This window comes from Wolbachia endosymbiont (group A) of Clivina fossor, from assembly GCF_964026865.1.
Lineage (GTDB): Bacteria > Pseudomonadota > Alphaproteobacteria > Rickettsiales > Anaplasmataceae > Wolbachia.
Genome location: NZ_OZ034707.1, coordinates 1,612,831 through 1,637,878 on the forward strand (window position 1 = coordinate 1,612,831; position 25,048 = coordinate 1,637,878).

The following is a 25,048-nucleotide window of genomic DNA, read 5'->3' on the forward strand; positions in this document are numbered from 1 at the left end:
CGTCAAAGCATAGTATGCGAAAAGAGGTTGAACTACGCATAGACCAAAATGGTACGAAGCAAAAGGGGAACTAAAGATTGAAGACTTTAGTTATTGATGTTCCCAGCTTCCGGCAAATAGTAGGAATCTAAGTTTAACGTGAAACGAAGCCATGGAACGGAGTAACCACATAAAAGCTCTTATATTCATAAAAATATAAGTAGGTAGCCAACCACAAGCTGCTATGTGGAAGGATTGTTTAAGAAGCTAATGCCCAAAGTAATATCTGGGATACGCAGACGTAAACACTTTAATTTGGAAGGTAAAGTGGTGAATAGTAGTGAATATGTTATGGACCAGCAAAAAGCTAGGTATGAATGGAATGGAATTCCTTGGCGAAAGCTGAAGAAATCTTCATTTAAGCTACAAAAACGAATTTACCAAGCTTCTAAATGTAATGATATCAGAAAGATGCATAATCTTCAGAGATTATTACTCAAATCAACAAGTGCAAAAACACTCGCTGTTAGGAAAGTAACACAGGACAATAGGGGGAAGAAGACTGCAGGTATTGATGGAAAGGCTAATCTTAATCAAAAAGAAAGATTACAACTATCATATTCTTTAGATATAAAAGAAAAAGCAAAGCCATCAAGACGCGTCTGGATCCCAAAACCTGGTAAGCCATCGGAGCATCGCCCGCTTGGTATACCTACTATATCGTGTCGAGCAAAACAAACACTTGTAAAAATGGCTTTAGAACCAGAATGGGAGGCAAAACTTGAGCCAAACACTTATGGTTTTAGACCTGGTAGATCATGTCATGATGCAATTGAAGCCATATTTGATGTGCTAAAACAGAAAACAGCATATGTATTAGATGCTGATATTTCTGGATGTTTTGACAATATTAACCATAATAAACTGCTTGAAAAGCTCAATACCACACCAACGTTAAAGAAAATCATAAGAGGATGGTTAAGGGCAGGCGTTATGGAAGATGGAAAGTTTCAATCCACAAAACGTGGTACAATTCAAGGAGGGACGATCTCACCGTTGCTAGCTTGTGTTGCATTACACGGATTAGAGCAACATATCAAAAAAGCATTAACAAACGAACTCTTTCAATGCATGAAAAGAAAATATGGTAGGATATCGCATAAAAATGCGCAAAAGTCTATTAGTGTAATTTTCTACTGTGATGATTTTGTCGTCATACATGAAAGTGAAGAAATTATTCTTAGGGCAAAAGTTCTAGTTGAAGAATGGTTAAAAACCATTGGATTAGAATTAAAGCCTTCTAAGACAAAAGTTTCTCATACATTAAAAATCATTAATGGAATAAAACCAGGATTTGATTTTCTTGGATTTTCAATAAGACAATATCCAACAAAAGAAAGTAAGAAAGGTTACAAATTATTAATAAAACCAAGTCGTAATTCTATAAAGCAGCATATATTTGCTATTAAACATAAACTTAGAGAAATGCGTGGGGCGCCACAGGAAGTAGTAATAAGGAATCTCAATCCAATCATTAGAGGGTGGAGTCAATATTACTCTTCAGTAGTTTCATGTAAAATCTTTAGCTCATTGGATAATACTATACATAGAAAGCTCTGGAAGTGGGCAGTCTTTAGGCACCCAAACAAAGGGAAATGCTGGATAAAAAGAAAATACTTTAAAAAGTATAATAACGATAACTGGCGTTTTATGACAAGTAACAAGATACATCTTATTATACACAGCGATCATGTTATTAAACGACATATCAAAGTGCAAAAAACCAGATCTCCATATGATGGTGATTGGGTTTATTGGGGTAATCGTCTTAGAGAAATACCAGATAAGCCATCAAGAGTAATAAAACTATTGAAGTTACAACAAAGTAAATGCGGTAATTGTAGACTATGGTTTGAAAGTGATGATATAATAGAAATACATCATAAAGACCGGAATAGACGAAACAATATGATCAAAAATTTATCTTTGTTACATGGGCATTGTCACGATGAATTACACAGGAGGTGTGCATGACAAGCACCAAATTAGAGAGAAGCCGTATGAGGCGCAAAGTCTCACGTACGGTTTTGAAGTCGAGTGAAGAGGGGCGACCTTCTTCACTTAGACAACAGTATGCAGAAGAAACAACAGATGAAGATTTAAGAAAAATAGCAGAAAAGTCACCAATAATAAAGCTAGCATATGATGAATTAGATAAGTTCCATTGGAATGAGAAGGACCTATTAGCTTATGAAGAAAGGGTAATGGATTTACAGAAAGAAGCTGCTATCTTGGAACAAAAACTCGATGATGCTAAACATGAAGGTAGACAAGAAGGCATCCAAATCGGCCATCAAAAAGGTAAAATTGAAGTTGCAAAAAACTCACTCAAGGCCGGTATCTCTATAGATGTTATAGCTCAAATTACCGGTCTCTCTCATTCTGAAATTTCACAACTCAAAGAAAAAACATAATACTCCTACTTATTCACTTTAACATTTATGAAAACCTTTTCTAAGTTAGACATATCCCCTAATTAAGAATCTAGTGAACTGTCTAAAACAGCTATAAAGATTACACATAGAATTATATAAATTACTATCATAACGTTATCCAAATTTCTGTATCAAAGCTACGTGCTGTAAGTTCAATATGGAAAACACATTAACCACTTAGCATTTAATGTCTACTTCATCCATTTTAGTATTAAGACTATCAAACTTGCTACTGGTTTCCCTAATTATTTTGGCTACCCTCACTTTAAATTTTCCACTACTTGGCATATTATACCTTCCATATTCTCATCTACTTACTCAAAGTATTTCCAAGCTTGGTTACTCCTACATCAGAAAGACAAGTTGATACTTTTGAATGGCTATGAACTGAAGCATTACTTAAATAACTTTGAGGCTCTAAACTTATTTGTTGTTCTTTTACATCATTAACTTCTAATGTACTATTCCTATTATTTAATATTTGTTGTATTGATTGATTTAATGTTATATCTAGCCCCTTATTAAATTCAATCATAAACTTGTCAAATTTCTTCGGACTTAATTTACCAGCTTCTCTACTAGGACATGCCTTCTCTATATATGAGCTTAAAACCCCTGAAACCTCATCAAATTTACCACTCATGACTTTTCTAGTAATCTCTTTTTGCATTCCCATATAATCAATATTTAATCGATGCATTGATACACCACTTTTTAATCCAGCTTGCTCTACTACTTTCTCAAATCCCTTTGTAATATTGAGTGTATATTCCTGTGCCTCTAGTGGAGATATAGACTGATCTATTGTAGAAATATACTTTTGACCTGTAACTTTTCTAATTAATAAATCAAGTAATATTATTGTACCATTTATATCTATTGGTGCATCAACTTGTGAGATTGGACTCTTAGTTGTAGTGCTTGGTCTGGAATCTAATAATCTACTTATAGAGCTTTTTACCCAACTAAACAAATCATTTATCCATGAAGATGGCCTTGTACTACCACTTGCTGCTATCTCAGGTTGATCTATATAGTAATGACTATCTTGGTAATTACTGTTATGTTTCTGTACTCTATGATGCTTATGTCTTATATGATGCGCATCATCCTCTTGTCTACTATGATCCTTATGCCTTCTGTGTCTAATAGGACGGTTATCAATTGCAGCTTCTAAAGGTGCAGAGCTTTCTTGTAACTTAACAATCGAACTAATGTAGTCATTTATATTTAATTTATCACTAATACTATCCGCATTGTTTATTTTATCCATTTCATCACTCAACAATATTTCTTTGTCAGTAAATTTTATAGATAATGTTTCCATTTTAGGTTCCCTATAAAAATCTTTAAGACATATAGTACACAATTTATTTGTCTCCACATCAGCATTAAAAGCGTTGGTAATCATCAAGTCATATTCAGAATGAAGAAAAGTGAGTTGTCCTGCTTCTTTAGATATAATTAATTTATCTTTTCCTTCTACATCCTTAGATGTTACTACAACAATTTCTTCATCAAATGTTAAAGGTAAAGGGCTTAAATCTAAATTATCGTCTATTTTCATAGGTGCATTATTTAGAATAATTTGTAACTCTTTATACCAGTTATTTACAAATGCATCTTTTAGTCTAACTGTTGCTACATCTTGCTGTAAGCCAGTAGCTGATATAGATAGCTTAATCAATAAATCATTTTTATCTTTGGTAACCTTTGATATTAGTTCTATACTCAAGTTACTATTTATTTGTTGTACCAGCTGACGTAAATCTAATGTATCTCTCAAGCTTTCCTTTTTATTGAAATCATCATAAATTGTTACTTCTGGAATAGGAAGATTTTCAATATCAAGTGTTTCATGACCTGAAGTAATTGCACATACATCATTTCCGCCTAGAACAATATTTCTTCTCTCACTTGTATTAAGTTTACTACATATATCTCTCCTCATAAAATCCGCAGCATTGCTTCTCTCTCTATTATTTAAATAACTATCTAAATCTAACTGATTTTTTGATTGATTTAAAAAGGTGTGCCTTTCAACATCTTCAACTATAGTAGATATTCTACTTGCTACTTGCTGACTATTTTCTTCAGTCAATATTGACTGATAGTCTACTATAGTTTGATTATAACCATTTGATTCTTGTATACTACGTCTATTGCGAGTAGATCCACAATCTTCAATCTTCCATTTAAATTGACCACCCTTTCCATTTGAAGGCCAGGTAAATACATATCGCCTGCCACTGTCAAATCGGTACATTTTATCATTATTAGGTGAATATAAGTACCTTCCATACTCAACATTCTTTAGATACACATTATCTCCATTGGGCTCAATCTTCCATTTAAATTGACCACCCTTTCCATTTGAAGGCCAGGTAAACGCATACCGCCTGTTACTGTCACAATTGTTTAAGTGGTACATACAATTATTATTAGGTGAATATAAGTACCTTCCATACTTAACATTCTTTAAATATACATTATCTCCATTGGGCTCAATCTTCCACTTAAATTTACCACCCCTTCCATTTGAAGGCCAAGTGAACACATACCGCCTATCCCTGTCACAATTGTTTAAGTGGTACATACAATCATTATTAGGTGAGTACAAGTACCTTCCATACTCAACATTTTTAATACATACCGCTGAAGAGAATACTGCATTTTTCACTGATTCCGGTAATTTATTTTTTAATTTTTCAAGGCCGGGTGATACATTATTATTTGTTTTCTCCATAACCCCCTTTATACAATAGGCTAGCTTAAGCACTGTATTATCATTAAGGTCACTTCTACCTAACCAAAAGTTGACTATACCCAGCCTATTATATTGAACAGCTACGCACAGAGGTGTTTGACCATTATTGTCTCTAGCATCAATATTAGCCTCTGCACTTATAAGTAATTCTACTAGGTCTAAGTAATCATTCATAACAGCAAAGTGCATAGGAGTTCTGCCAAGTATATCCTTAGCATTCACATTAGCTTTCTTCTCATTAACTAAAAACTTAGCAAACTCTAAATGACCTTTCAATGCGGCCCAATGTAGTAGTGTACAACCATATTTATCAGTAACATTAACACCACCCTCCATCTCAACAATAAACTTGACTGTGCTCAAATCACCTCTCCAAGCAAAATAATATATACCATGCCTATCTTTGCTTCCATTAATACCTTTAGCAATAAGACCATTAATTGTCTTTAGATCCTCTTCACTTTTTACAGTAAGTAACAATTCTCTATCTAAGTGTGCTTGCCTCAAAACCCTTTCTATATTACTATTAGAACCTACAACTTGTAGAGGGGTCAAATTTCTATTATTTTTAACATTTATGTTAGCACCATTACCTATAAGACACTTTACTGCATCTAAGCGATTTTCCCTAGCAGCATTATGTAGAAGAGTGTTACCACCATTATCTTTAGCATTAATATTAGCACCTCGACTTACAAGACTTTTAACTTTACTAAAACTATTACTTTGTACTGCATCTGACAGTTCTTTATCTAACTGCGTTTGCTCTTTTTCTCTGTTAAACTCTACTACAATATCTTCTGATTTACAAGTAGAAACTATACACTTTGAGTTAGAAACTATTGCATCATTAAAAGCAAGCATCATTTCTCTTGCTGGTTGGTAAATATTCCAATTTTCTATTTTTACAAGAGTGTTATTTTTATGTGATAGCAATAAGGTGTCATCCATAACTTTCATATCGAAATCTAATATAGATTTATCTTTCAAATCAACTAAACCAATATCATTCTTATTAATAGGCTGATTATGATAAATTTGTAATCCTTGTTCATCTGGCTTGTAATACCTGAAAGAACTAAAGTCATCAGCTCTTTCTCCAAATTCTTCTGGTTCCATAATTCTATTGTTTAGCTCTATAGATAAATCCCAATTTTTATGAACAGAAGAATAGTAATCCGATATTGATAATGCTCCTTTGTCCGATAACAATAGCAAATCATTATTTAGCTTCAAAAAAAGTACTTTGTCTGAGTCAAATGTGAAACAATTATGATGATTTAAAAGGTCAGTACCATTAACACTAAATCTTCCATCTATTCTCAAACTATGAGAGCAATAATCACGCTCTAATTCTCCATTCTGAAGTTTGTAATATTCTTCCCCATTAAATGTAACTGTAACATCTTTATAATTTGGCAGCAGGGTTACATTTAGGCCATTTCTGTTAATCTTTATTTCTCCTTCATTATCTTCTATAAGTGGCATATCATCTAATGTACAATTTAATTGGCTAAAATCTAATATGCCATTTGCTTGAGCAATCGTAATATTAGCGTTTCTGTTATCGAAAAGATAAAGATGACTTATATTACTTGGAGCTTCCCAGTAAAAATTATGATGCTCTTTATCAGGATAAAAAATATGATTACTGGAACTACCTATAGTACTATGATAATTAGCACTTGATAATTGCTTTGTAATATTAAAATTTGAATTGTCTATCTTTCGTAAATTATCTAATTCATCATCTAACACAACATCACCCCTCAAGCTTTTTGTCACATGCAAGTTTGTTACTACGCCAGTTTTATCATCTATTTTTGTTGGTGTTACAAATAAACCATCTGCTGTTTTTACCGACGTTTGTTTATCTACACTTATAAAGGCTCCACTTTTATTATAGATGTTTGTTATGTTATTAACGTGGGTTATGTTACCTACATCATTAAAGTTTATCGGCAATAATACTAAACCTTTTCCATAAATAGAATCACCAAAATAACCCTTTATTGTGGTAAAATTCTTTACCGTTATTACATCATTGCCACCTTTACCGTCTACATAATCTGCATAAGAAACTTTTATGTGATTAGCTTTATTGCTACCAATAATAGAATGTATGTTTATTGAATCTGTAGTAAGATTACCTTGTGTTATGACTACGTTCTTTTGTCCATCTGCTCCTAAATCACAAGAGAACTTTCCTGTTATATAAAAAAAATTGCTACCAGGATTATGCACCTTACAGCTATCTAGCGACTTTTCAAAATAGTATCTATTTTCTACCTTATCTCTTCTATCTCGATCACCATTTAAAATATCCTTTTCTTGAAAAACAACATTAATATTAGCATTTTGAGATGGTATATGATACATGCTCCCATACCTACGGGAATTTGTATTTCTATATATAACCGAATTATAACAGTCGCTAGGGTACTCTTGTAAAAACCACTTTTCAAATGTTCTATTCAGTAATACATTGCTATGATCATATAAATTATCACATCCTGAACCAATTCCATTTACAACACAGTCAGTACAGGGAGGGTTATCAACTTGTACTTTAACATCACTATCACGTGGTCCACAAACGACACTATAACTTTCAATGTTTGTAGGAATCACTCTGGAATTAATATCACTGATATGAAACGGATATGTAACATTTGTATTGAATCCAAAATCAAACTTAGTATCAACTATTTTTGTGTTAGTATGACAATAAGCTCCAAAGAGTTGTATCTCCGCATCACCACGCCTTTCCTTTGTAACCAATATATAAGGCAATGACATAACTATTTTATCATAATTATCTTTATATTGGCTTATAAGCTTTAATACATATTGTTTATATATACTTTCTGCTTCCATATCATTTTCTATATAATCTGGTACTTTTTTACCCAAGAAAAAATCCCAATACAAGTCATGTTTCTCTTGATCTGTAAGTTTTATATGTTCTCCTAATTTTTCTACCTCAAGCCCTGCTTCTACAAACTGTGATATGACAATAACAGCAACTGAGACAACAGCACCAACTGGACCAGCAAATTCTCCTACTACTCCAGTTTCTAAGCCTGCTACTGACATTGTTTCCGTAACAACCGCAGGGACATCTGCGGCGGTAAAGATAGAATTAGTTGCGATGTTTAGGTCAGCAATCTTTATATCTGCAGGATCTGTCGCACTTTGCCTTGCTTTTATTAACTCCGCTAACCCTAAAAATGCCACAAAATTACCTATAGCACGTCCCATAACTGGAGCAAATCTCTTTAGCATCTGAGAATCAAGCTTTGTTCCTAACTCTAACATTTTTCCAGAGATTTTTTCACCAATCTTTGGCATTACCCAGAGATTTAATGCATCGTAGCCTAATCCCTCTATATCTCCATTTGCTATATGCTTACCAACTAAGAATACTGTAAAGGCAAGACCTGCACCTTCTGCTACTTTTCCTATTCTTTCTGCTATTCCTGATCTTCTCAGAATATTTTTCACTTCTTCTTTGTTCTCTATATTATCCTTCATTTCTTTCACAATATCCCTAATCTCTGGGTCTATTGAATCCAGATCTATGTCTTTAATCTTTGCTACAAATGCTTCTTCAACATTTTTGTCTATAATTTCACCTTCAGATATCTTCTGAGAAACCTTAAAAAGCTGGTCATAAAACTCAATATTCTTTACTCTTTCTGCTACCTTATCAGCATTGAATAACTCTTTAATACGTTGTTCTTTTTCCTCATCCGTAATCTTTTCTTTATCGAATGAATCTATACAAGGCATTCCTATACTACGTGTTCTTCTTCCTTTAGAACATTGCTGCTGACTAAAACTAAAGATAGAGCTATGAACTACCTTAACAGAAGCAAATTCATCTTTGCTCATTAAGATGAGAGATTTTCCGTCACTTGCCTCTTTATCAAAAACTACACCTACAAAATCTACTTCCTTTCCATCTGTAAGTGTTTTGTAAGTGACACCTTTCGTGTACTCATCAGTTATTTGTTTATTTGCCTCATCTTTTAACGCATCAGCTGTCTTACCTTCCCTTGGTCCTTTAAGTTCTAACCCTACTGGATCGTATTCTTTCGCGTTTCCATCCTTATCTGTACTGATGCCATGAACAACCATATCAATACGTTTTCCTCTCCCTGTTTGAAACTCCGTTAATATTAATGCTCTAGGAGATTCTTTTAATTTTAAATCACTATAATAACTAAACGCCCCATGTAACACTCCTTGAAAATGAGCCTCTTCACCAATAAAATCCTTAAAAGAAAACATCCCTTCTCCAACTTTCCTTGTTAGTGAATCATATTTATCTACTGATAGAACCTTACCTGCTGCAGGAGTAATTTGAGACTTGAACGCTTCATCAAATGCTTCTCTCAATCCATTAAGATAGGGAACTTCTTTTAATTTTCCTTTGAAAAAATCTTTTCTTTTTTTATATTCACTCAAGGAGTCATACCTATTAACTTCCTCTATGTTAAAAAAATCTGACTTCTTTTGCTCACTTAAACTTATATACACCTCTGTGATTTTGCTTTGTTCTGTTAAGCTATCAGGCATAAGTATCTTTTTACTGCTACGATCCCCTCTTCCTCCTTCTCTAACATGAAAAATAAATACCTCTTCATTACGACCTCCTCTAATCAACGTAAAAGTTGTTACAGGCTTTCCGGATTTTGTGGTAGAATCGAGTGGGTATTCATCATATAAAAATATAAATCTCTTTAGATCTACTCTTTTGAACTCATTAGCAAGAAGAAGTTGCCCTAATAAAAACCTACTAAAGTAATTACCTCCTTTCTCTGGCGTACCAGGAAATGTATGATAAATACGTTCTAGTGGCTGTTTTATTTCCTTTTTAAGGTCAGCGATCGCACTTTCTTCACCACTCCAACTTGAAGTTACTTCTAGAAGTTTCTGTATTGTAGGTCGAGCAGGCTTCCTGTCAGCAGGTGGAGATATATACATTGAAAACTTTTCAGTTGAATCCAAATTTAACCCTACACATAACACATTATCTGAAACGGTTAAAACACGCATTGTATTTGGCTGAAACCCTTTCGCATAATCTTTTGCTTGATCTAATGCACTACCTGGTGTTGTACCAGCAGCTGTTCCTGCTTTTAATTCAATAATAATTGGAACAGCATTTAATGACCTATCCTTACCACGAGGCACTAGAACAATATCAGCGTAACCTCTTCCTGCAAATTGCTCTAAGTAAACCCTGAGATTATGTCTATAGCGAAAATTTACTAAAGCACCTGCTATAAACCCATGATGTGCTGCTTCTCGTGCTTGATCAGCATAAGTAAACGAACCCTTGTATTTTGAGTGAACTTTACTGATTCTATCAATGACTTTCTTGGAAGATTCTTCAACTTTACTTGCATCAGAATTAGTTAACTCAGCTATATAATCCTCGGGCTTGCTTTTTGTATTATCATTTTGATCTTTCCATATTTCCTCTTCTTTTTTAATTTCGTAAAAATTATGACTAATAGCAGAGTCAAGTATTTCTTTATCTTGTGTTTCAACAAAAATATTTTCTTCATTTTTGTTGATTTGCACTAACTTAGATTTAACCCTACCTTTAATTCTATCTTTAATACCTCGTGCCGTACCGATCTTTTGTTGAGTGTCAGGATGCAAATTTTCTTTTAATATATATTCCAGTTCACCAGAAGTAAATTGATGACCAGAATTACCATCTTCTGAAATAGAAAATAGTTCTATACCTTCAATAGCATCTACATCACTTTTAATTCGACTATTTTTAACAACAACTACCCTTAATGTTTTTGCAGTGTCAAAACGAAAATAAACTTTTTTAACACCTAATCTTTCCGCAATTTGTGTATCTGGTAAAATAGAAAAGCTTCCTAAAAAGAAATGCGGAAAAAACCCTTCTTTACCTACCGAATGTAAATATGATGAAACCTGGTCAATGTATGATTGAAACCTTGCTTTGAAAGATTCAAAATCACTTTTTTGTTGGGTTGAAGTACTTGGGCCAGGTTGACTAACTCCCGCTGTCTCTCGAATTAACAGCTCTATTAATTCAAAATCTTGTGGTTTTTCTTGACTTAACATATAGCCCCCTAAATTATATAATAACTTTTTATTCACCTAACCTTATATGAGATTTATCATGCATTTTGTTAAGCTTTACATCAGATAAATCACCACTTGGACCAGGTATACTCTTTTGGTCAAGATCTACATCAACAGAACCACTATAAGATAAAAACTTATTTAATGAAGCGCGATCTCCTTGCTCTAAGATGGAACATATGTAACCTGCTCGCTTAGAACTCATAAATTCTTCAATCTGTTTAGAATTAGTTTTGTCCAATATTGCCCACACTTGCTCCATACAACCTTTCTCAACCAAAGGTACTAATAAACTTCCTTGAAAAGTAGAATTGTTCATCACTTCTCCATTTAATGCTAAGGTACGATGACTATCGAATCCATCTTTCATCAACATATGCATCAAAAGCTTCGCACCTACATTTAAGTATTGCCCAGAACAACCTCCAATTTTTATATTTCTTAACCAGGTACAATAATAACTACCCACCACCACATCACTTGGCTTTAAGCAGTCGAATAACTTTTGAAATTGATCAAAGTTAAACATTTCTAACATTCTACCTAGAGAACCATAATAACCATTTTTCTCCAAATCTCTTTTCAAAAGCTCTGGATATCTATCAGGATTTATTTGGCTTAAACAAAATTCAAACACATCAGGATATCCATTATCGTGTGCTGCATGCACTGCAATTTTCATAAAAACTTCATCTTTTTCCTGAGCACTTAACTCACTTTCAGGTAATGACTGAACCTTATTCCAAAAGAATTCCACTGCTTCTACATGTCTTCTATTTGAACTTATTGCTGCACGATGTAAACCAAAGACATAAGGATGCTGACCTTTTAGATCTAACTCTGAAATGTATCCACTAATGAAATGTGACCAAAATTGCATCATTGTGTCCGTATACCAACTCCCACTTACTGATTTAACTAACTTTTTTAATGCATCTGAATCTACCTCATTTATTTCATCTTCCCGTTTAAAATGTTCAAATAGAGAAATTATGTCTTCTTCTAAGCAACACCAACATGCAACCTGGTAACGATCAAAGTCATCTAGTGGATTACTTATACCCTTAGAACTTTTTGATTCTATCATCTTTTTAGCTACTACTCTTCTATTGAGTTTGATACCATGTATTGTATCGGTTTTTTCCCAAGATTCTTCATTTGATAATATATCTAAAAAGAACGGAAGTTTTGTTTCACCCCAACTGTCAAATATTTCTAAAAATGCACCGCACCAATTTTTCAATTGAAGTTGTTTAGATCCTTTATAAGGATCATCATCTTTAATAATAGATAAAACAGCTTTTCTTAACTCATCACAGTCCATAATTCTTACCTCACAAACAAAACCATACGTAAGATACAGAGCTATAATAATTTATATACTCTATACTAATTTCAACATCATACTCCACCTTTGTAACCTGTCAATCACTATTTTAGAAAAATTTTCTAACCTAAAGTGGTTTTCAGTAAAAGGCCCTTAATAGGCTTATATAAGGTCTTTTATTAGCTATACACATTTTTGGAATTTGGTTTAAATTTTTTCAAACTATAGGTTCAACGCATATCAGTAAATAGAGTAGAAGAGAATTAAAGTAACCTGTATGATTAGAAAGAGATTTTTCTTATTTAACTTTAGTTTTGCAGATGTATAGTATTTCTTTATTTAGAATTTTGATCTTCGTTCTTTTTTTTAATTTGCAGCTTCTTGCACAGGAAAAAACAGATATGTTTTACGATCAAGACAGTGGTTTGCAGCTACCACTACCTGGTAACATGATTATAGATGATGACAATACTGCCCTGATAGCTCATTACAAAAATGACTCTCTCATAAAAGACTCAAGAAAAGTTGTCTCATTCGAAATTGATAAGTCTGATATCTACCACTATCGGATAAGAGGAGATGTGCTAATTAGCAAGGGTGATGTTTCAGAGGAAGCATGTTATAGTAGTTACCCAACATTCATGAGTTTTAACAGTAAGGAAAAAGTGTTACCAGATAAAATATTGATAGATGGGTATCACTTTATATATCTTTACGCAGGTGAAGGTACAGCAGGTACTTCTTATGATACATATATATACAGAGGTATGATTGACAGTAAGTGCGTTTTCTTTGACATTCATTCACGTATGACAAATCCTTATAACTACTTCGTTGATGATAAAACTTCAGTAGAAAATGCATATCGCTCTTTTAATAATGATATTGAGACTGTAAATAATATTATAAGAAATGCAAAATTTAACATTAATAAATAAGTCTACTAAAAGGTAAAAAAGGATTACTTGCTGTGATCCCTATAAAAGTTTTTGTTACTTGTCGGTTAAATTAAAGGGCCAATAATATTGTAGAAAATTTTAGACTTGAAATAGTTTTCAATAAAAGCCTCTTGATAAGGTCAATCTGATCTTTCATTTTTTTTAAATTCTGTTTTTATCATACGCTTATTAATTCTTCCGCAAGTAAAATACTATTAATTTAGCAAAATATATTATTAAGATCTCAAGTAAAATAACCATTTCCGGCGTTTAAAACCAAGGACGGTGAGAACTATTTTTCTTGGGATGGGATGGTCTACCATGTGATACATACGAACTCTTTATATATGGTAATTCCATTATACACTGAAATCAGCTATATTGGCTCACTTTCGCTAAATTTACATACGAACCAAATTGCCTCATTTTGTTTCAAACAATTTCACGTTTTTATTTACACAACGCTGCTTTTGTTTAATTTGTTCTCACGAAGGTAGGTACTTTTTTGTAATTTTTGGAAAGAGTAAATAATTAAATTTGTTGTGATGCTAAAGTTATACCAAGTTTCATTGGTAATGGAACAAATGAAAAAGAGCTCTTTTTGCCTATAGTTGGGAAGTTAAGCAAGTTTATAACATATCCCATCTGTCTTCCCGATAACGAATGTTGGTATTAGCTACTTCTTTCAAGCGTATTTTATTTACAGAACTGTTGTGTTTTCCATCTGACAGTTTTACCTAACACGCTTTAAAGACTATAAGACTCATTTAGTTGATCAGAGCTTGAGCGATATCTTTATAATTAAAAGCTTTACATCCAATAGGATCATTTTCCTTTTTAGCACTATAGTAGTTTCTAACGCCATGGCTTAACTGCTTGGAATAATCAAAACTAAATGCTCCATCATCAAATGATTCTTCCTTTAGATTCCTAAACCAGTGTTTTATTTCTTGCTCATGCTCTGGTGGCACTGATGAAGGTTTCTCAGGATGTTGTGCTGTACTATGGCATGATAAACATGAAGATTTTTTATTATCTATTGGACCATTAAGTCTACCCAAATACCCTAAAGAATTTTTTGCCACATCGGGATTTATCCAACATTCTAGTAACCTTTTTCCTATTATATAATCTGCCATAAAATAATTAGGGTCATTACCCCAAGCAATGCCTACTAAATTCATATTCAACCATGGATTTTTGTTATTTATAGTACAATCATAAATAAACGTACCTGCAACCCATCCTGTTTCTTCTGATCTCTTATCTTTGACTAAAAAATCAATTTGAAATAATCTCAGTTGCTTAAGTACTTTTGGAGTTCCTTTCTCAGATTGATTAATATAGCCAGTCCAAGTGATACTGTTTTTAAGAGTTGGAATATCATCCTGCGTTGCTTCTGTAAATACTAATTTTGCACTTACCGTACCATCTAAGAATTTACCTTTAGTAATATCAGGATTGTCTATATCTTGCCATACCTGTCCATACGTATATGCTCCTTGCTCATTAACAATAGAAATTGCCCAATTCTGTAGCATAGACTTTTGACCGCTGTGCAATTCACCAGACTTAAAGGATCTTTCTCTCGTTAAACCATTAACAAATTCTCTACCATTCACCCCATAATGCATCCACAGTGCATGATACCAATTAGCAGTCTTATCACAATGTAAATCAAAATCATAATCAATATTCCCATCATATATATACTTTAAAATTGTATAAGCGTATTTTTGTGGTTCCTCTTTAAATGATATATGTTCCCATGGTCTTTCTTTATTACTAATTTCAGTCGGATAATCAGTCTTAATTCTAAAAACCTTGCCATTATAACCTGAAGGCATCTTATCACATGAAGATATAGCTGTTTTATCAGCATACACAATACTACCGTTTAGTATTAAAAGTAATGAGATTAGTAAGTTCCAAGCTTGCATTTTAACCTTATATAATGCTTCTAACTTTTGCTAAAACTAGATCTTTGCGTAGGTGTTGTTCCTTTACAAATTATTTACGAACCATGCCTTAAATTAACTATTATTATAATAATAGTAAACTAGAAATTTTTTTATGTAAGTCTAGCTTTGTTGCACAATCGCTTACAGATAAGTAAAAGGAACTCATGTAGCAAGTCCAAAAGAAGGCGAATTCATAGAAAATCACAGCGTCAAGTTGAAGAAAAGCGTGTACAGAAGGGATATAAGTTCTCTTCTTAATATGCAGAGTATCTTAGTGAAAAATTATGCTTGTATTAGTTTTACTTACGCTGCATACTACATGCAACATGTTTTTATAGGCTAGAGGTAAATATGTCAATCAGCAGTTTTGAAACATTTAGTAAGGTTATCAGCAAGGAAAGAAGTTCAGAAACAAACGAAGCTGATTATTTATTGGAAGATGCATCAAAAAACCTAGAGAAAGAGCAAGTAGATAATGAGTATGAATTAATTAAAAAGAAATTATTCCCTCATTACTACTATTCACCACTCCCTGCATGCTCTTTATTTGATGACTTAACGAGTATATGGTTTTTTAACGCAACTTTGACAGAAAGTCAAGAGGAGTTAAATGAAGAACTATTAAGCATTCTCAATGTCTACCTATCTCTTTCTGCTTATGAAAGCGAGGGTTATATTGTAAGACTTAAGAAGTTTTTAAAAAACAATAGGGGTAACCCAGATCTAAAGTCTGTTCTTAACCTCAGAAGAGGAGAATCTGGCTTTACAGTATTACATGCGGTATCGAGTATAGCTCGGGAAGGCAAAGAGCATGATTCTATTGTGGGTTTACTCTTAAGTGCAGGAGCCGATCCTAATGTAAAAGATGACAAGGGAAAGACACCCTTACATTCCGCTAGTGGTCCTTGTAGTGTAGCTTCTCTCCTAAAAAAAGGAGCAGATCCCAATTTACAGGATAGTGAAGGGAGAACGCCTTTGCATTATGTTGTTATTAATGATGATTATAGTGATGAAAGTACAGATTTACTCCTAAAGAGCGGAGCTAATCCCAATATGCAAGATAGTGAAGGGAAAACACCTTTGCACCATATTGCTGAATTTGGTATGCATGACGAGTGGGCAGATAACAAAGTAGATTTACTCCTAAAGAACAAAGCTGATCCCGATATACGTGACAAGCAGAAAAAGACTGCGTTACAGGTTGCAATCGATAATCATCACTATGAGATTGAAAAGTGCTTTCTGCCTGACAATCAAAAGAGATTGAGGGAAGAGTTAAATCATATTTTTAGTGAGAACTACTATCATCTTCAGTGCAAAGATTATTCGGATCGCATTGTTAAACTTACTAATGATCTAAAAGAGTTTTTTAGTAAGCACAAAAATGACCAAGATTTAAAGACCGTTTTAAAGATTCGAGGGAGTGGAGGAGCATCTGAGGCACTTGAATACCTAAGAAATATTTTTCTTGGTTATAAAGGCATTACTAAAGTAGAAAACTTACTTTTGGAAGCAGGAGCAAGTGATTCAAAGGAGTTAGGTTATATCAGGGAAGAATGCTTTCCAGAATTTGGGGTTTTAGGGAGCAAATTAATACCAAGTCAGCGGAGAAAGTTGAGTACGTTTTTAGGTAAAGTATCTGAGGTTAAAAATATAGATCAACTGGAAAAAGTTGTAAACGAAGCTATAGAGTCCGGAGTGAGGTTTAATTTTTCTATACGGTCCTCTCAAAGTAGAGAAGTATATAATTTTACAGATCACGTAATAAAAAAGATTAGTAAATTAGGAAAGAATCCTAAAGTTGCTAGTGGTATAATATGTAAGTTAATATCAAGGGGAGCAGTATTATATAACGCAAGTAGTATGGACGTAATTAACAAACTCGAATCAGAATTTGAAGACCACAAAATTAATACGAAAGAAGCTTATGCAGATTATAGGAGTTGTGTCCTAGAATTCATGGAAATTGCTAAAAGTGCAGCTACTGGTGAGGTAAAAGATGCAAAACTGGATAACTCTACTCTTTACTTAGAATACTCGGAAAACAGCATAATAGACATTGCAAAGATCACAAATGGGAAGTTAGGGCTAACCCAGGAAAGTATAGAATGTGGAAGAGATGTAATAAAGATCGGTAAAAGTGAAGTAGAAATTACAACAGAAAATGGCATAAGAAATTACACAGATCTTGCAGAAGGTAGTGATATAGTATTAACTTTCTATACTAGTTTGGGAAAGATAGACGTTAGACTGTATCCTGACGTACAAGATAAAAGCAAAATTATAGTAAAGGTGAATAATAAAGAAGAAGTATTGAAAAAATTCAAGGATCATGAAGAAGAGCTAGGCGAGGATTGTGAACTTGGTAATTGTTGTGTCTACGATGCTATTGAACAGGGATATTTTGAAAGGTCTGGAAAATTGATGCATCCTGAAGTAATAAGCGAGTCTAACAACAAATGGACAGGATGTGAAGAGTTAAGAAGGGATTCTATGGAGGAAATTGCTAGAAGGCATAAGTTATTACAAGATTTACGTAATATTGAATCTAGTATTGTTAAAAAGGAGAAGAGCTTTGACATAAAAACTCATCTGATAGATATCTTTAAAACTCTATCTAGGTTATCTGAAGAAAAAGAGAATATTTCTAAAATAGATTTAGTTAACGCGGCAGAAAGAGAGAGTAAAAGATTAGGACTAGAAGGTAGATACAATTGGAATGGGATTTTTAATTTAGAGAAAGAAGATACTGAAAAGGCAGAAAAACAAGGTGATAAAGAGCAAAAATCAAACGTACCTAATGACTTCTATTTAGGGCACGCAATCAATAATGGAAGCTGTTTTTTTGATTCATTCAGGCAAAGTCTAGAACAACAGAAGGGAATCAAAGTTACTGTAGAGCAGTTAAGGAATGAGTGTAAGAGATTTGCGCAAGACAATCCTCCAGAGTGGTTTATAAGTAAAATTGGCAATGACTTTGATGAGGTTGAAGGTGAGTTCGTAAATCGTGGAATTACGTGTAACCAATATATCAATAGCATTGGAAAGAATGAATTTTGGGGACGTTCCGATATCGAGGGCAGAGTACTTTGTGGTAAGTATGGTGTGAAATTGCATGTTGCAGAGAGTAACTCATTGCACACTACTGATAAGCAACAAGATCCGTTCTTGCATCAGTTAATAGATAGCTCAGGATCAAAAGCAGGTAAGATAGATTGTAATCACAATAGTGTCTTACATATGGTAAATGGAGGCCATGATCATTTTCAACCCCTACTTTATAGAAATAAGGTCTTGGCAAAACAAACGCAAGAACAAAAAGATTCCTTATGCTATTCAAGCTTGCCAAGCTATAGTATGGATGAGTTAAAGATAGAAAAAGCATCTCATCAACATAAGGCACTGCTTGTAAGTAGACCATAGCTTTGTATATGACTTGTTACACAGCAATGATGGAGGAAGTTTATTTAGTAAGTTAAGGAAGAAATTATTTTATTTAAAAAGTTTACTTAATGCTTATGAATTTTCAAGTACACTTTCAGATTCAAGGAGGCTATAGATTGCTCCACATGTACTACTTTCTGGAGTTGTGTGCTGGGGTTTAGAGTATTGCCTTTTTTGATGTTTACAGAATTTTTCTTCAAATCCACTATTAAAATATGCAGCTAAAATTGGATACATTTTCTATCACTGTTGTATCCAATATGCTAAAATCTTCATCACCTATATTGATTTGCTCTTCTACATCAATCTCAACATCTTTTGGCATAGCCCTTTTTAGCAGCTCCTTCTGGCACATACTGTTGCTTTTATAAATTAAGACCATAAAACTTCTCTAATTGCTCACTCCACAGCATCGGTATTTCTTTTAAATCAACTAATTTCAAATCTCTCGGTTGTCTCCCATTTACTATGTCTTCTTTAATCTTCGGAGCTAAATAATTCAGCCTTAAAATTTGCTGTATACGTCTTGTATCTATATTAATTTTTGCACTCAGCTCTTTTATATTTGCATATTTTCCCTCTTCTAGTTGCCGTTTCCACAGATGGGCTCTTACCACTGCTTTCAGTAGCGCATTGTTTGTTTTTCCTTCTGGCTCTACTACTGTGCATTTGTTTCCTTTCTTTTTTATTGGTATAAATTTTTCCTCTGATTCAGAATGCACCTCTATTCCATCCTCTCTCACCATTACTCCCTTTATTAACTTTTTCACTACTTCTTTTTGCTTTCCAAAACTTAAATTTTTCCACTCTTCCGCTTTTTCTCCCCATTTTTCATATAAATCTTCCGCTTTCTTCATCACTTCTTTTTCCACTTCTCCGGCTACTACTGTTCGGTTTATTGATTCACAATTCTTTCCCCCTAAGTGGTTATTACATACGTAATATCGATATCTCTTATTCTCCTTCTTTGCATACGTCAGCGTCATATTTACACTACAGCTCTTACACCTAATTATTCCTCTAAGCAGAGCTTCCTCATATTTTGCTTTTCTATATGGCTGATTCCTTATCAATTCTTGTGCTTTTTTCCACTTTTCTTCTTCTATTATTGCTTCATGCTTTCCTTTATACTGTTTCTCATAATGCCTGATTTTTCCCATATATATTGGGTTTGTTATTATTCTCCTTACCGTGGCCTTTTTAAAGATATCTGATTTCGTTCTGTAACCTTGATTATTCAATTCTCTTGCCAATTCTGCCATTGATCTCAGCTCCAAATATCTTTCAAATATATGTTTCACTGTTTTTGCTTCTTTCTCATTTATTATTAATTCTTTATCTTTTACATCATATCCAAGCGGCAAAGTTCCTCCCATCCATAGACCTTGTTCTTTTGATGTTGCTATTTTGTTTTTTACTCTCTCTACGATCATTTCTCTTTCTAGTTGTGCTGCTCCTGACAATACCGTTTGTACAAATTTTCCCATTGGCGTATTATTGTCAAATATCTGCGTTACTGCTATAAAATTTACTCGGTGCCTTCTAAAAAATGATGTTACTTCAATGCTGTCTTTTGTTTCTCTTGATAATCTATCTAGCGTATATACTACTACACAATCTACTTCTCCTTTTTTTACATCTTCAAACAATTCCTTTATCGCTGGTCTTTCTAAGTTCTTTCCTGAGAAACCTCCATCGTCGTACCTTTTGGCCAATGCTACCCAGCCTTCTCTGCTCTTTATGTACTTTTCACATGCTACTCGCTGCGCATCAAGACTGTTAAACTTTTGTTCTAGCCCATCCTCATTTGATTTTCTTGTATATATCACACATCTTACTTCTTGTAGCATTTTCAACTTCCATTTTTATCACGCATTCCAAATAATAAAGGTCCGTTGTAACTCATTCCCATTATTTCCCCTGCTACTGCCGACAATGACGTGTAAAACTCTTCTCTGTAGATTAAACCCTTATCTGTTACCATTACCGCGTGAGTCTCTTCCCCTCTCTCTAATATTAGCTCTGTTCCTTCTACTGGCAGTTTGTCACTACTTATTCTCTTTCCCTTCTCTAGCCGATCTGCCAGATACTCTAGTCTTTTTGAACCTTTTCTTGATATTTCTCCATACGCCTCCTCTTGCAACCTATATGCTAATCTTGGTACCAGATATTTCTTTGAGTATCTAGGCGCTTCTTCCCCATATACCTTCTTCCATATTCTCCTCAACTCTACCAACGCTTTTTTCTCTAAATTCATTACTTTCTTTTCTATTTCTACACTTTTTTCCATATCTTTTAGCCTCTCACAATTTCTCAAATAACTTTTCAATTCTGTCTGTTTCTTTCTTCAATATCTTGGTTATCTCTTTGCTATTTTTTGCATAATCCATTGCTGTCATTCCAAATTTATCTGCTTGCTCTATTTCAGCCCCTGCTTTTACTAGCTCCTCCACTATTTCTTTTTCACCTACCATACATGCAAGGTGCAATGGAGTGCATTTATTGCCATACTCTTCAGCATTTACATTTGCTCCTGACTTTATCAATTCTCTCACGGTTTCTAGGCGTTTCTCCGTTACCGCTAGATGCAGTGCTGTATATCCTCTTGCATCTGCTGCATTCACATTCGCTCCTTTTTCGACTAATAACTTCACTGTTTTTGCTTCTACTGCATAATGCAGAGCTGTTCTTTCCTTTTCGTCTCTTGCATAAATACTTTTAAATGAGTTCTCTAATAATTCTTTTACTGATTTATTAAATTTGCCAAGCTTTAACATAATCCACCTCACCTTTTCTTTAAAATCAAGTCCCCTTTTTAAGCCTTTCTTCCTACTACATTTTCTACCTCATCTATCATTTCATTCACTTGGCTCATTATTTTGCTTGCTAAATTTTGACATTCTTCCTTTATTAGTGATTTGTCTCTCTTCCTTATTTCTCCTATCTCTATTATTTTTAGCTCCGGCATATAGCTCCTATCCAACATGTCTGCTATTTCTCCCACTAGCCCCTCTATTCCATAGCACGTCAGTTTTCTACTTTTTGTTATTCCTCCTTTTTCTCTCAAAAATTTACTTGCCTTTTCACTTTCTTTGCTATCACATAGACGATACTTTTCACTTTCCCAGATGTAATACATTGGTGTTGCACCATATTTATTCAGTTGATTAACCTCAGCCCCTGCCTTTACTAGCTCTTTTATTATTTCAACTCCTGCTCCTCCTATTTTGCACGCAGAGTGGAGTGGCGTACATCCACTGACATATTGAGTGGCATTTACTTCTGCTCCCGACCTTAGCAGCACTTTTACATTTTCTAAGCTTTTCGCAAATACTGCACAGTGTAGTGGTGTATAACCATTTTTATCTCTTGCATTTACCTCTGCCCCTTTTTTTATTAATAATCTCACTGTTTTGTAATTGGAGATTTCTACTGCTTGGTGCAATATCGTCTCTCCTTCTTCATTTCTTTTATTAATGTTTTTAAACCCGTTACTTGATACTTCTTTAAAAAACTTACTCTTGCTAAAACTCATTTCATACCTCACAAAATTAGCTTTTCTAGCGTCAGATAAATTTCTTATATTTACCTGCTGCTATTCAAGTCATGTCCTTTTTAGCATGAGAAAGCAAGTCTTTTTCTTTTTATTTCATACACTTTTACCTATTATTAATATAATATATGAGTATCTAAATATAAGTACTTAACTTATTATAGATATTACTTGACTATTTTTCCAACTTCTGTGCAAATGTCGATGTTCATGCCACTTTAGTACTCCTGGGTAAAATACTAAAATGTGCTTTTCTAATTCGTGTATTGAGTCTTTTTGCTCTGAATCTAAATCGTTTTCATACTTAATATTGTGTTCTGCTAAACCATATTTTGTAATCTTCTGATCTGTATAGTTTTCTACTTTGTAGTGGTGAGTAACGCTAAACCTTTCTAAAATTGGCTTATGTTTTAAATTCCAAAATTGTTCAGACAGTTTATCGCTTCCCAATACAAATTTATTCCCTCTTTCCTCTACACTACTAACTGGAAAGCACGCATTTATTTCTCCTAAGTTCCAACTGTCCGATAATACTATCTGCGCTTTAGCAAATTTAATCGATGGTAATAAGCTCTGTGGTAGTGGATATAGTGCTTTTAAATTGTACCACTGATGATTTCTTTCATAGATGCCTTTGTAATCCTTTGTGTGAGGCTCTGTTTCCCCAAGCACTGCTGCATCTAACCGATATATGTCATTACTAAGCGCTTGTTCATAATGGTTGCGTAGATAACTCTCTATAACCTTAATTGATGTACCACTAAATCTGAAAAAATTTACTCTTCCAAATGATAATACTGGTCCATCTTTTTCAATTTTTATCCCTGAGTAATCCGATAACAAACTTCCAAAAAAGCTTTCATCTAAAATAAACCTATCAACGTTGTAGTGATCATTGAAAATCCTCATTAGCCGCGATCTTACGGGTAACGATAGTTTCGCAAGTTCCACAACTGCATCTACAAAAAAGTCATTTGGTACATCTTTTATTCCTATCTGCAATTCAAAAAAGTGCTTGCCAGGTGGTTCTTCGATAATTGTAATGTCTTCTATATTTGCCCATTTTAGTGCTATTTCAAGTGATTCAGGTGTTCCTCGCAGTCTTTGAAATTTTACTCCTTCTACTATAGCTCTTCTTTTATCTTTTACCCAGCGCAGAATTGCCCCCAATTCATATTCCTCAATTAGCCAAGGTAATATTCTTTCTTCTAATCTAAATTTAAACCCTCTTATACAGCCTGGATTAACCTTGTAATCTGTTGCTTCTACTAGCGCTTTTTCCTGTTTTATTGCATTTAGTGGCAGTAACATTAATTCAACTCAATCTTTAAATTTCTCAAATTTGCACATTCATTTCCCAGAACCACAACATCCTCTTTTGGTTCTATTAATTCTACGTTTTCCACCCCTTCCACAAACAAATTCGCTATTATCCACGATCTTGTAACATCCCATCCCAGCCTTCTATTTGCTTCAAACTTCTTGATGAACTGCTTCTTGATTTCTTCCTCTGATATTACAGGACTTATGCTCATTCTGCTGTGAATATCTATTTCCGTAATATTGCAACCAATTACTGTTACTGTATCTGTTAAAACCCTTATATCATCTCTAGTAACCTGCTTTTTTACAATTTCAAGTAGCTCTTCTGACGCTATGCTGGTTGTGGATAATTCTGTGAATAAGATCGAAATTTGTACTTTCCCTGGTATAGGTGATTCTACTAATGCATCCTTTACTCTTCTATCTGCCGAAAGTGCATGATAACGATAATATTCTTTGCTTCCTCCTGTTGACCACCCCTTTATTTTTGCTTTGATTCTTTTTCTAAATCGTTCGTCATCTTCTTCTTTCTGCCTCTCTACTCCACAAAACTCAGCTAAATTATCAAGATCTTCTCCTGTTGCAAACTTAAGTAAATTACCCTTTACAGCTTCGTTTATCCTTTGTCTGAGTAACAACTCTCTCCACGCTGCTACTTCCAGAACCTTCATTGCTGGATCGGATTCTACTAATGCTGAAAAGGTTTCATCTCTACTGACTAGCTCTTCCTTCATTCTCGAAAATATTTCCTCATAGCTTAGTTTTTCAATAATATTAGATGTCTGCATTTCTAAACAACTATTCCACTAATATCTATGAATTTGCCTTCTGAAAGATAAATACCTTCTAGTACAAGAGTCATTTTTCCTTCTTTAACTTCAGCAATCTTTACTTTTTCTAACTTAAATCTTTTTTCCCATTTTTCCAGTGCTTCTGCTGTCGCTGCATATATCTCAAGTGTTAAATCTCTATTTATTGGCTTATCTACTAATTCAAATAGTCTTGAACCATAATCTCTTCTCATTATTCTACTGTTAATAGGGGTGGTCAGTATATCAATTATCGACTGCTTTAAGTGCTCTATTCCTTCTAACGCTTTTCCTGTTTTAGCATCCATTCCTTTCAT

At 33.8% G+C, this 25,048-nt stretch carries 14 protein-coding genes; 4 read left to right on the forward strand and 10 right to left on the reverse strand.

What is annotated here, in order from left to right; all coding sequences use genetic code 11:
* Positions 1–225 precede the first annotated feature (225 nt).
* Together ltrA and AAGD99_RS08095 are read left to right on the forward strand one after the other, a co-directional pair.
* Positions 226–2,013 (forward strand): group II intron reverse transcriptase/maturase, encoded by a 1,788-nt coding sequence (gene ltrA / locus AAGD99_RS08090; RefSeq protein WP_341822236.1) that lies wholly within the window; start codon positions 226–228, stop codon positions 2,011–2,013.
* Complete coding sequence (locus AAGD99_RS08095; protein ID WP_341823110.1) at positions 2,010–2,453, forward strand: Rpn family recombination-promoting nuclease/putative transposase; 444 nt, start codon at positions 2,010–2,012, stop codon at positions 2,451–2,453. The genes ltrA and AAGD99_RS08095 overlap by 4 nt, the downstream gene beginning before the upstream one ends.
* 331 nt (positions 2,454–2,784) lie before the next feature.
* On the opposite strand, the gene AAGD99_RS08100 is transcribed toward AAGD99_RS08095, so the two are convergent.
* Positions 2,785–11,391, reverse strand: coding sequence for an ankyrin repeat domain-containing protein (locus tag AAGD99_RS08100; protein ID WP_341823111.1), 8,607 nt, complete (start codon positions 11,389–11,391; stop codon positions 2,785–2,787).
* On the reverse strand, positions 11,384–12,700 hold the full coding sequence (locus tag AAGD99_RS08105) for a hypothetical protein (protein ID WP_341823114.1): 1,317 nt from the start codon (positions 12,698–12,700) through the stop codon (positions 11,384–11,386). Before AAGD99_RS08105 ends, AAGD99_RS08100 begins: the two co-directional genes overlap by 8 nt.
* A 374-nt stretch (positions 12,701–13,074) precedes the next feature.
* Here AAGD99_RS08105 and AAGD99_RS08110 point away from each other — a divergent pair, with 374 nt between their 5' ends.
* The gene (locus AAGD99_RS08110) at positions 13,075–13,641 is read left to right on the forward strand and encodes a hypothetical protein (protein ID WP_341823116.1); all 567 of its coding nucleotides are present in this window, start codon (positions 13,075–13,077) and stop codon (positions 13,639–13,641) included.
* A 767-nt stretch (positions 13,642–14,408) separates the two neighbouring features.
* Here AAGD99_RS08110 and AAGD99_RS08115 read toward each other — a convergent pair.
* Positions 14,409–15,581 carry a hypothetical protein gene (locus AAGD99_RS08115; protein ID WP_341823117.1) on the reverse strand — a complete coding sequence of 391 codons (1,173 nt, stop codon included), beginning with the start codon at positions 15,579–15,581 and terminating at the stop codon, positions 14,409–14,411.
* A gap of 372 nt (positions 15,582–15,953) precedes the next feature.
* Here AAGD99_RS08115 and AAGD99_RS08120 point away from each other — a divergent pair, with 372 nt between their 5' ends.
* Complete coding sequence (locus AAGD99_RS08120) at positions 15,954–19,025, forward strand: ankyrin repeat domain-containing protein (RefSeq protein WP_341823118.1); 3,072 nt, start codon at positions 15,954–15,956, stop codon at positions 19,023–19,025.
* A gap of 386 nt (positions 19,026–19,411) precedes the next feature.
* Here the strand turns inward: AAGD99_RS08120 and AAGD99_RS08125 are convergent, their stop codons facing one another.
* From AAGD99_RS08125 to AAGD99_RS08155, 7 genes are all read right to left on the reverse strand, one after another.
* On the reverse strand, positions 19,412–20,896 hold the full coding sequence (locus AAGD99_RS08125; RefSeq protein ID WP_341823119.1) for a recombinase family protein: 1,485 nt from the start codon (positions 20,894–20,896) through the stop codon (positions 19,412–19,414).
* A gap of 2 nt (positions 20,897–20,898) precedes the next feature.
* The gene (locus AAGD99_RS08130) at positions 20,899–21,336 is read right to left on the reverse strand and encodes a DUF2924 domain-containing protein (protein WP_341823120.1); all 438 of its coding nucleotides are present in this window, start codon (positions 21,334–21,336) and stop codon (positions 20,899–20,901) included.
* Positions 21,337–21,349: 13 nt separating this feature from the next.
* Positions 21,350–21,823 carry an ankyrin repeat domain-containing protein gene (locus AAGD99_RS08135; RefSeq protein WP_341823121.1) on the reverse strand — a complete coding sequence of 158 codons (474 nt, stop codon included), beginning with the start codon at positions 21,821–21,823 and terminating at the stop codon, positions 21,350–21,352.
* 38 nt (positions 21,824–21,861) lie between these two features.
* Positions 21,862–22,581, reverse strand: a complete 720-nt coding sequence (locus AAGD99_RS08140; protein WP_341823122.1) for an ankyrin repeat domain-containing protein — start codon at positions 22,579–22,581, stop codon at positions 21,862–21,864.
* A gap of 168 nt (positions 22,582–22,749) precedes the next feature.
* Entirely contained in the window at positions 22,750–23,910 is a 1,161-nt protein-coding gene (locus AAGD99_RS08145) for a phage tail protein (protein ID WP_341823123.1), read from the reverse strand.
* Positions 23,910–24,710: a baseplate J/gp47 family protein gene (locus AAGD99_RS08150; protein WP_341823124.1), complete on the reverse strand. Its 801-nt coding sequence runs from the start codon at positions 24,708–24,710 to the stop codon at positions 23,910–23,912. The genes AAGD99_RS08145 and AAGD99_RS08150 overlap by 1 nt, the downstream gene beginning before the upstream one ends.
* Before the next feature lie 2 nt (positions 24,711–24,712).
* Entirely contained in the window at positions 24,713–25,048 is a 336-nt protein-coding gene (locus tag AAGD99_RS08155) for a GPW/gp25 family protein (RefSeq protein WP_341823126.1), read from the reverse strand.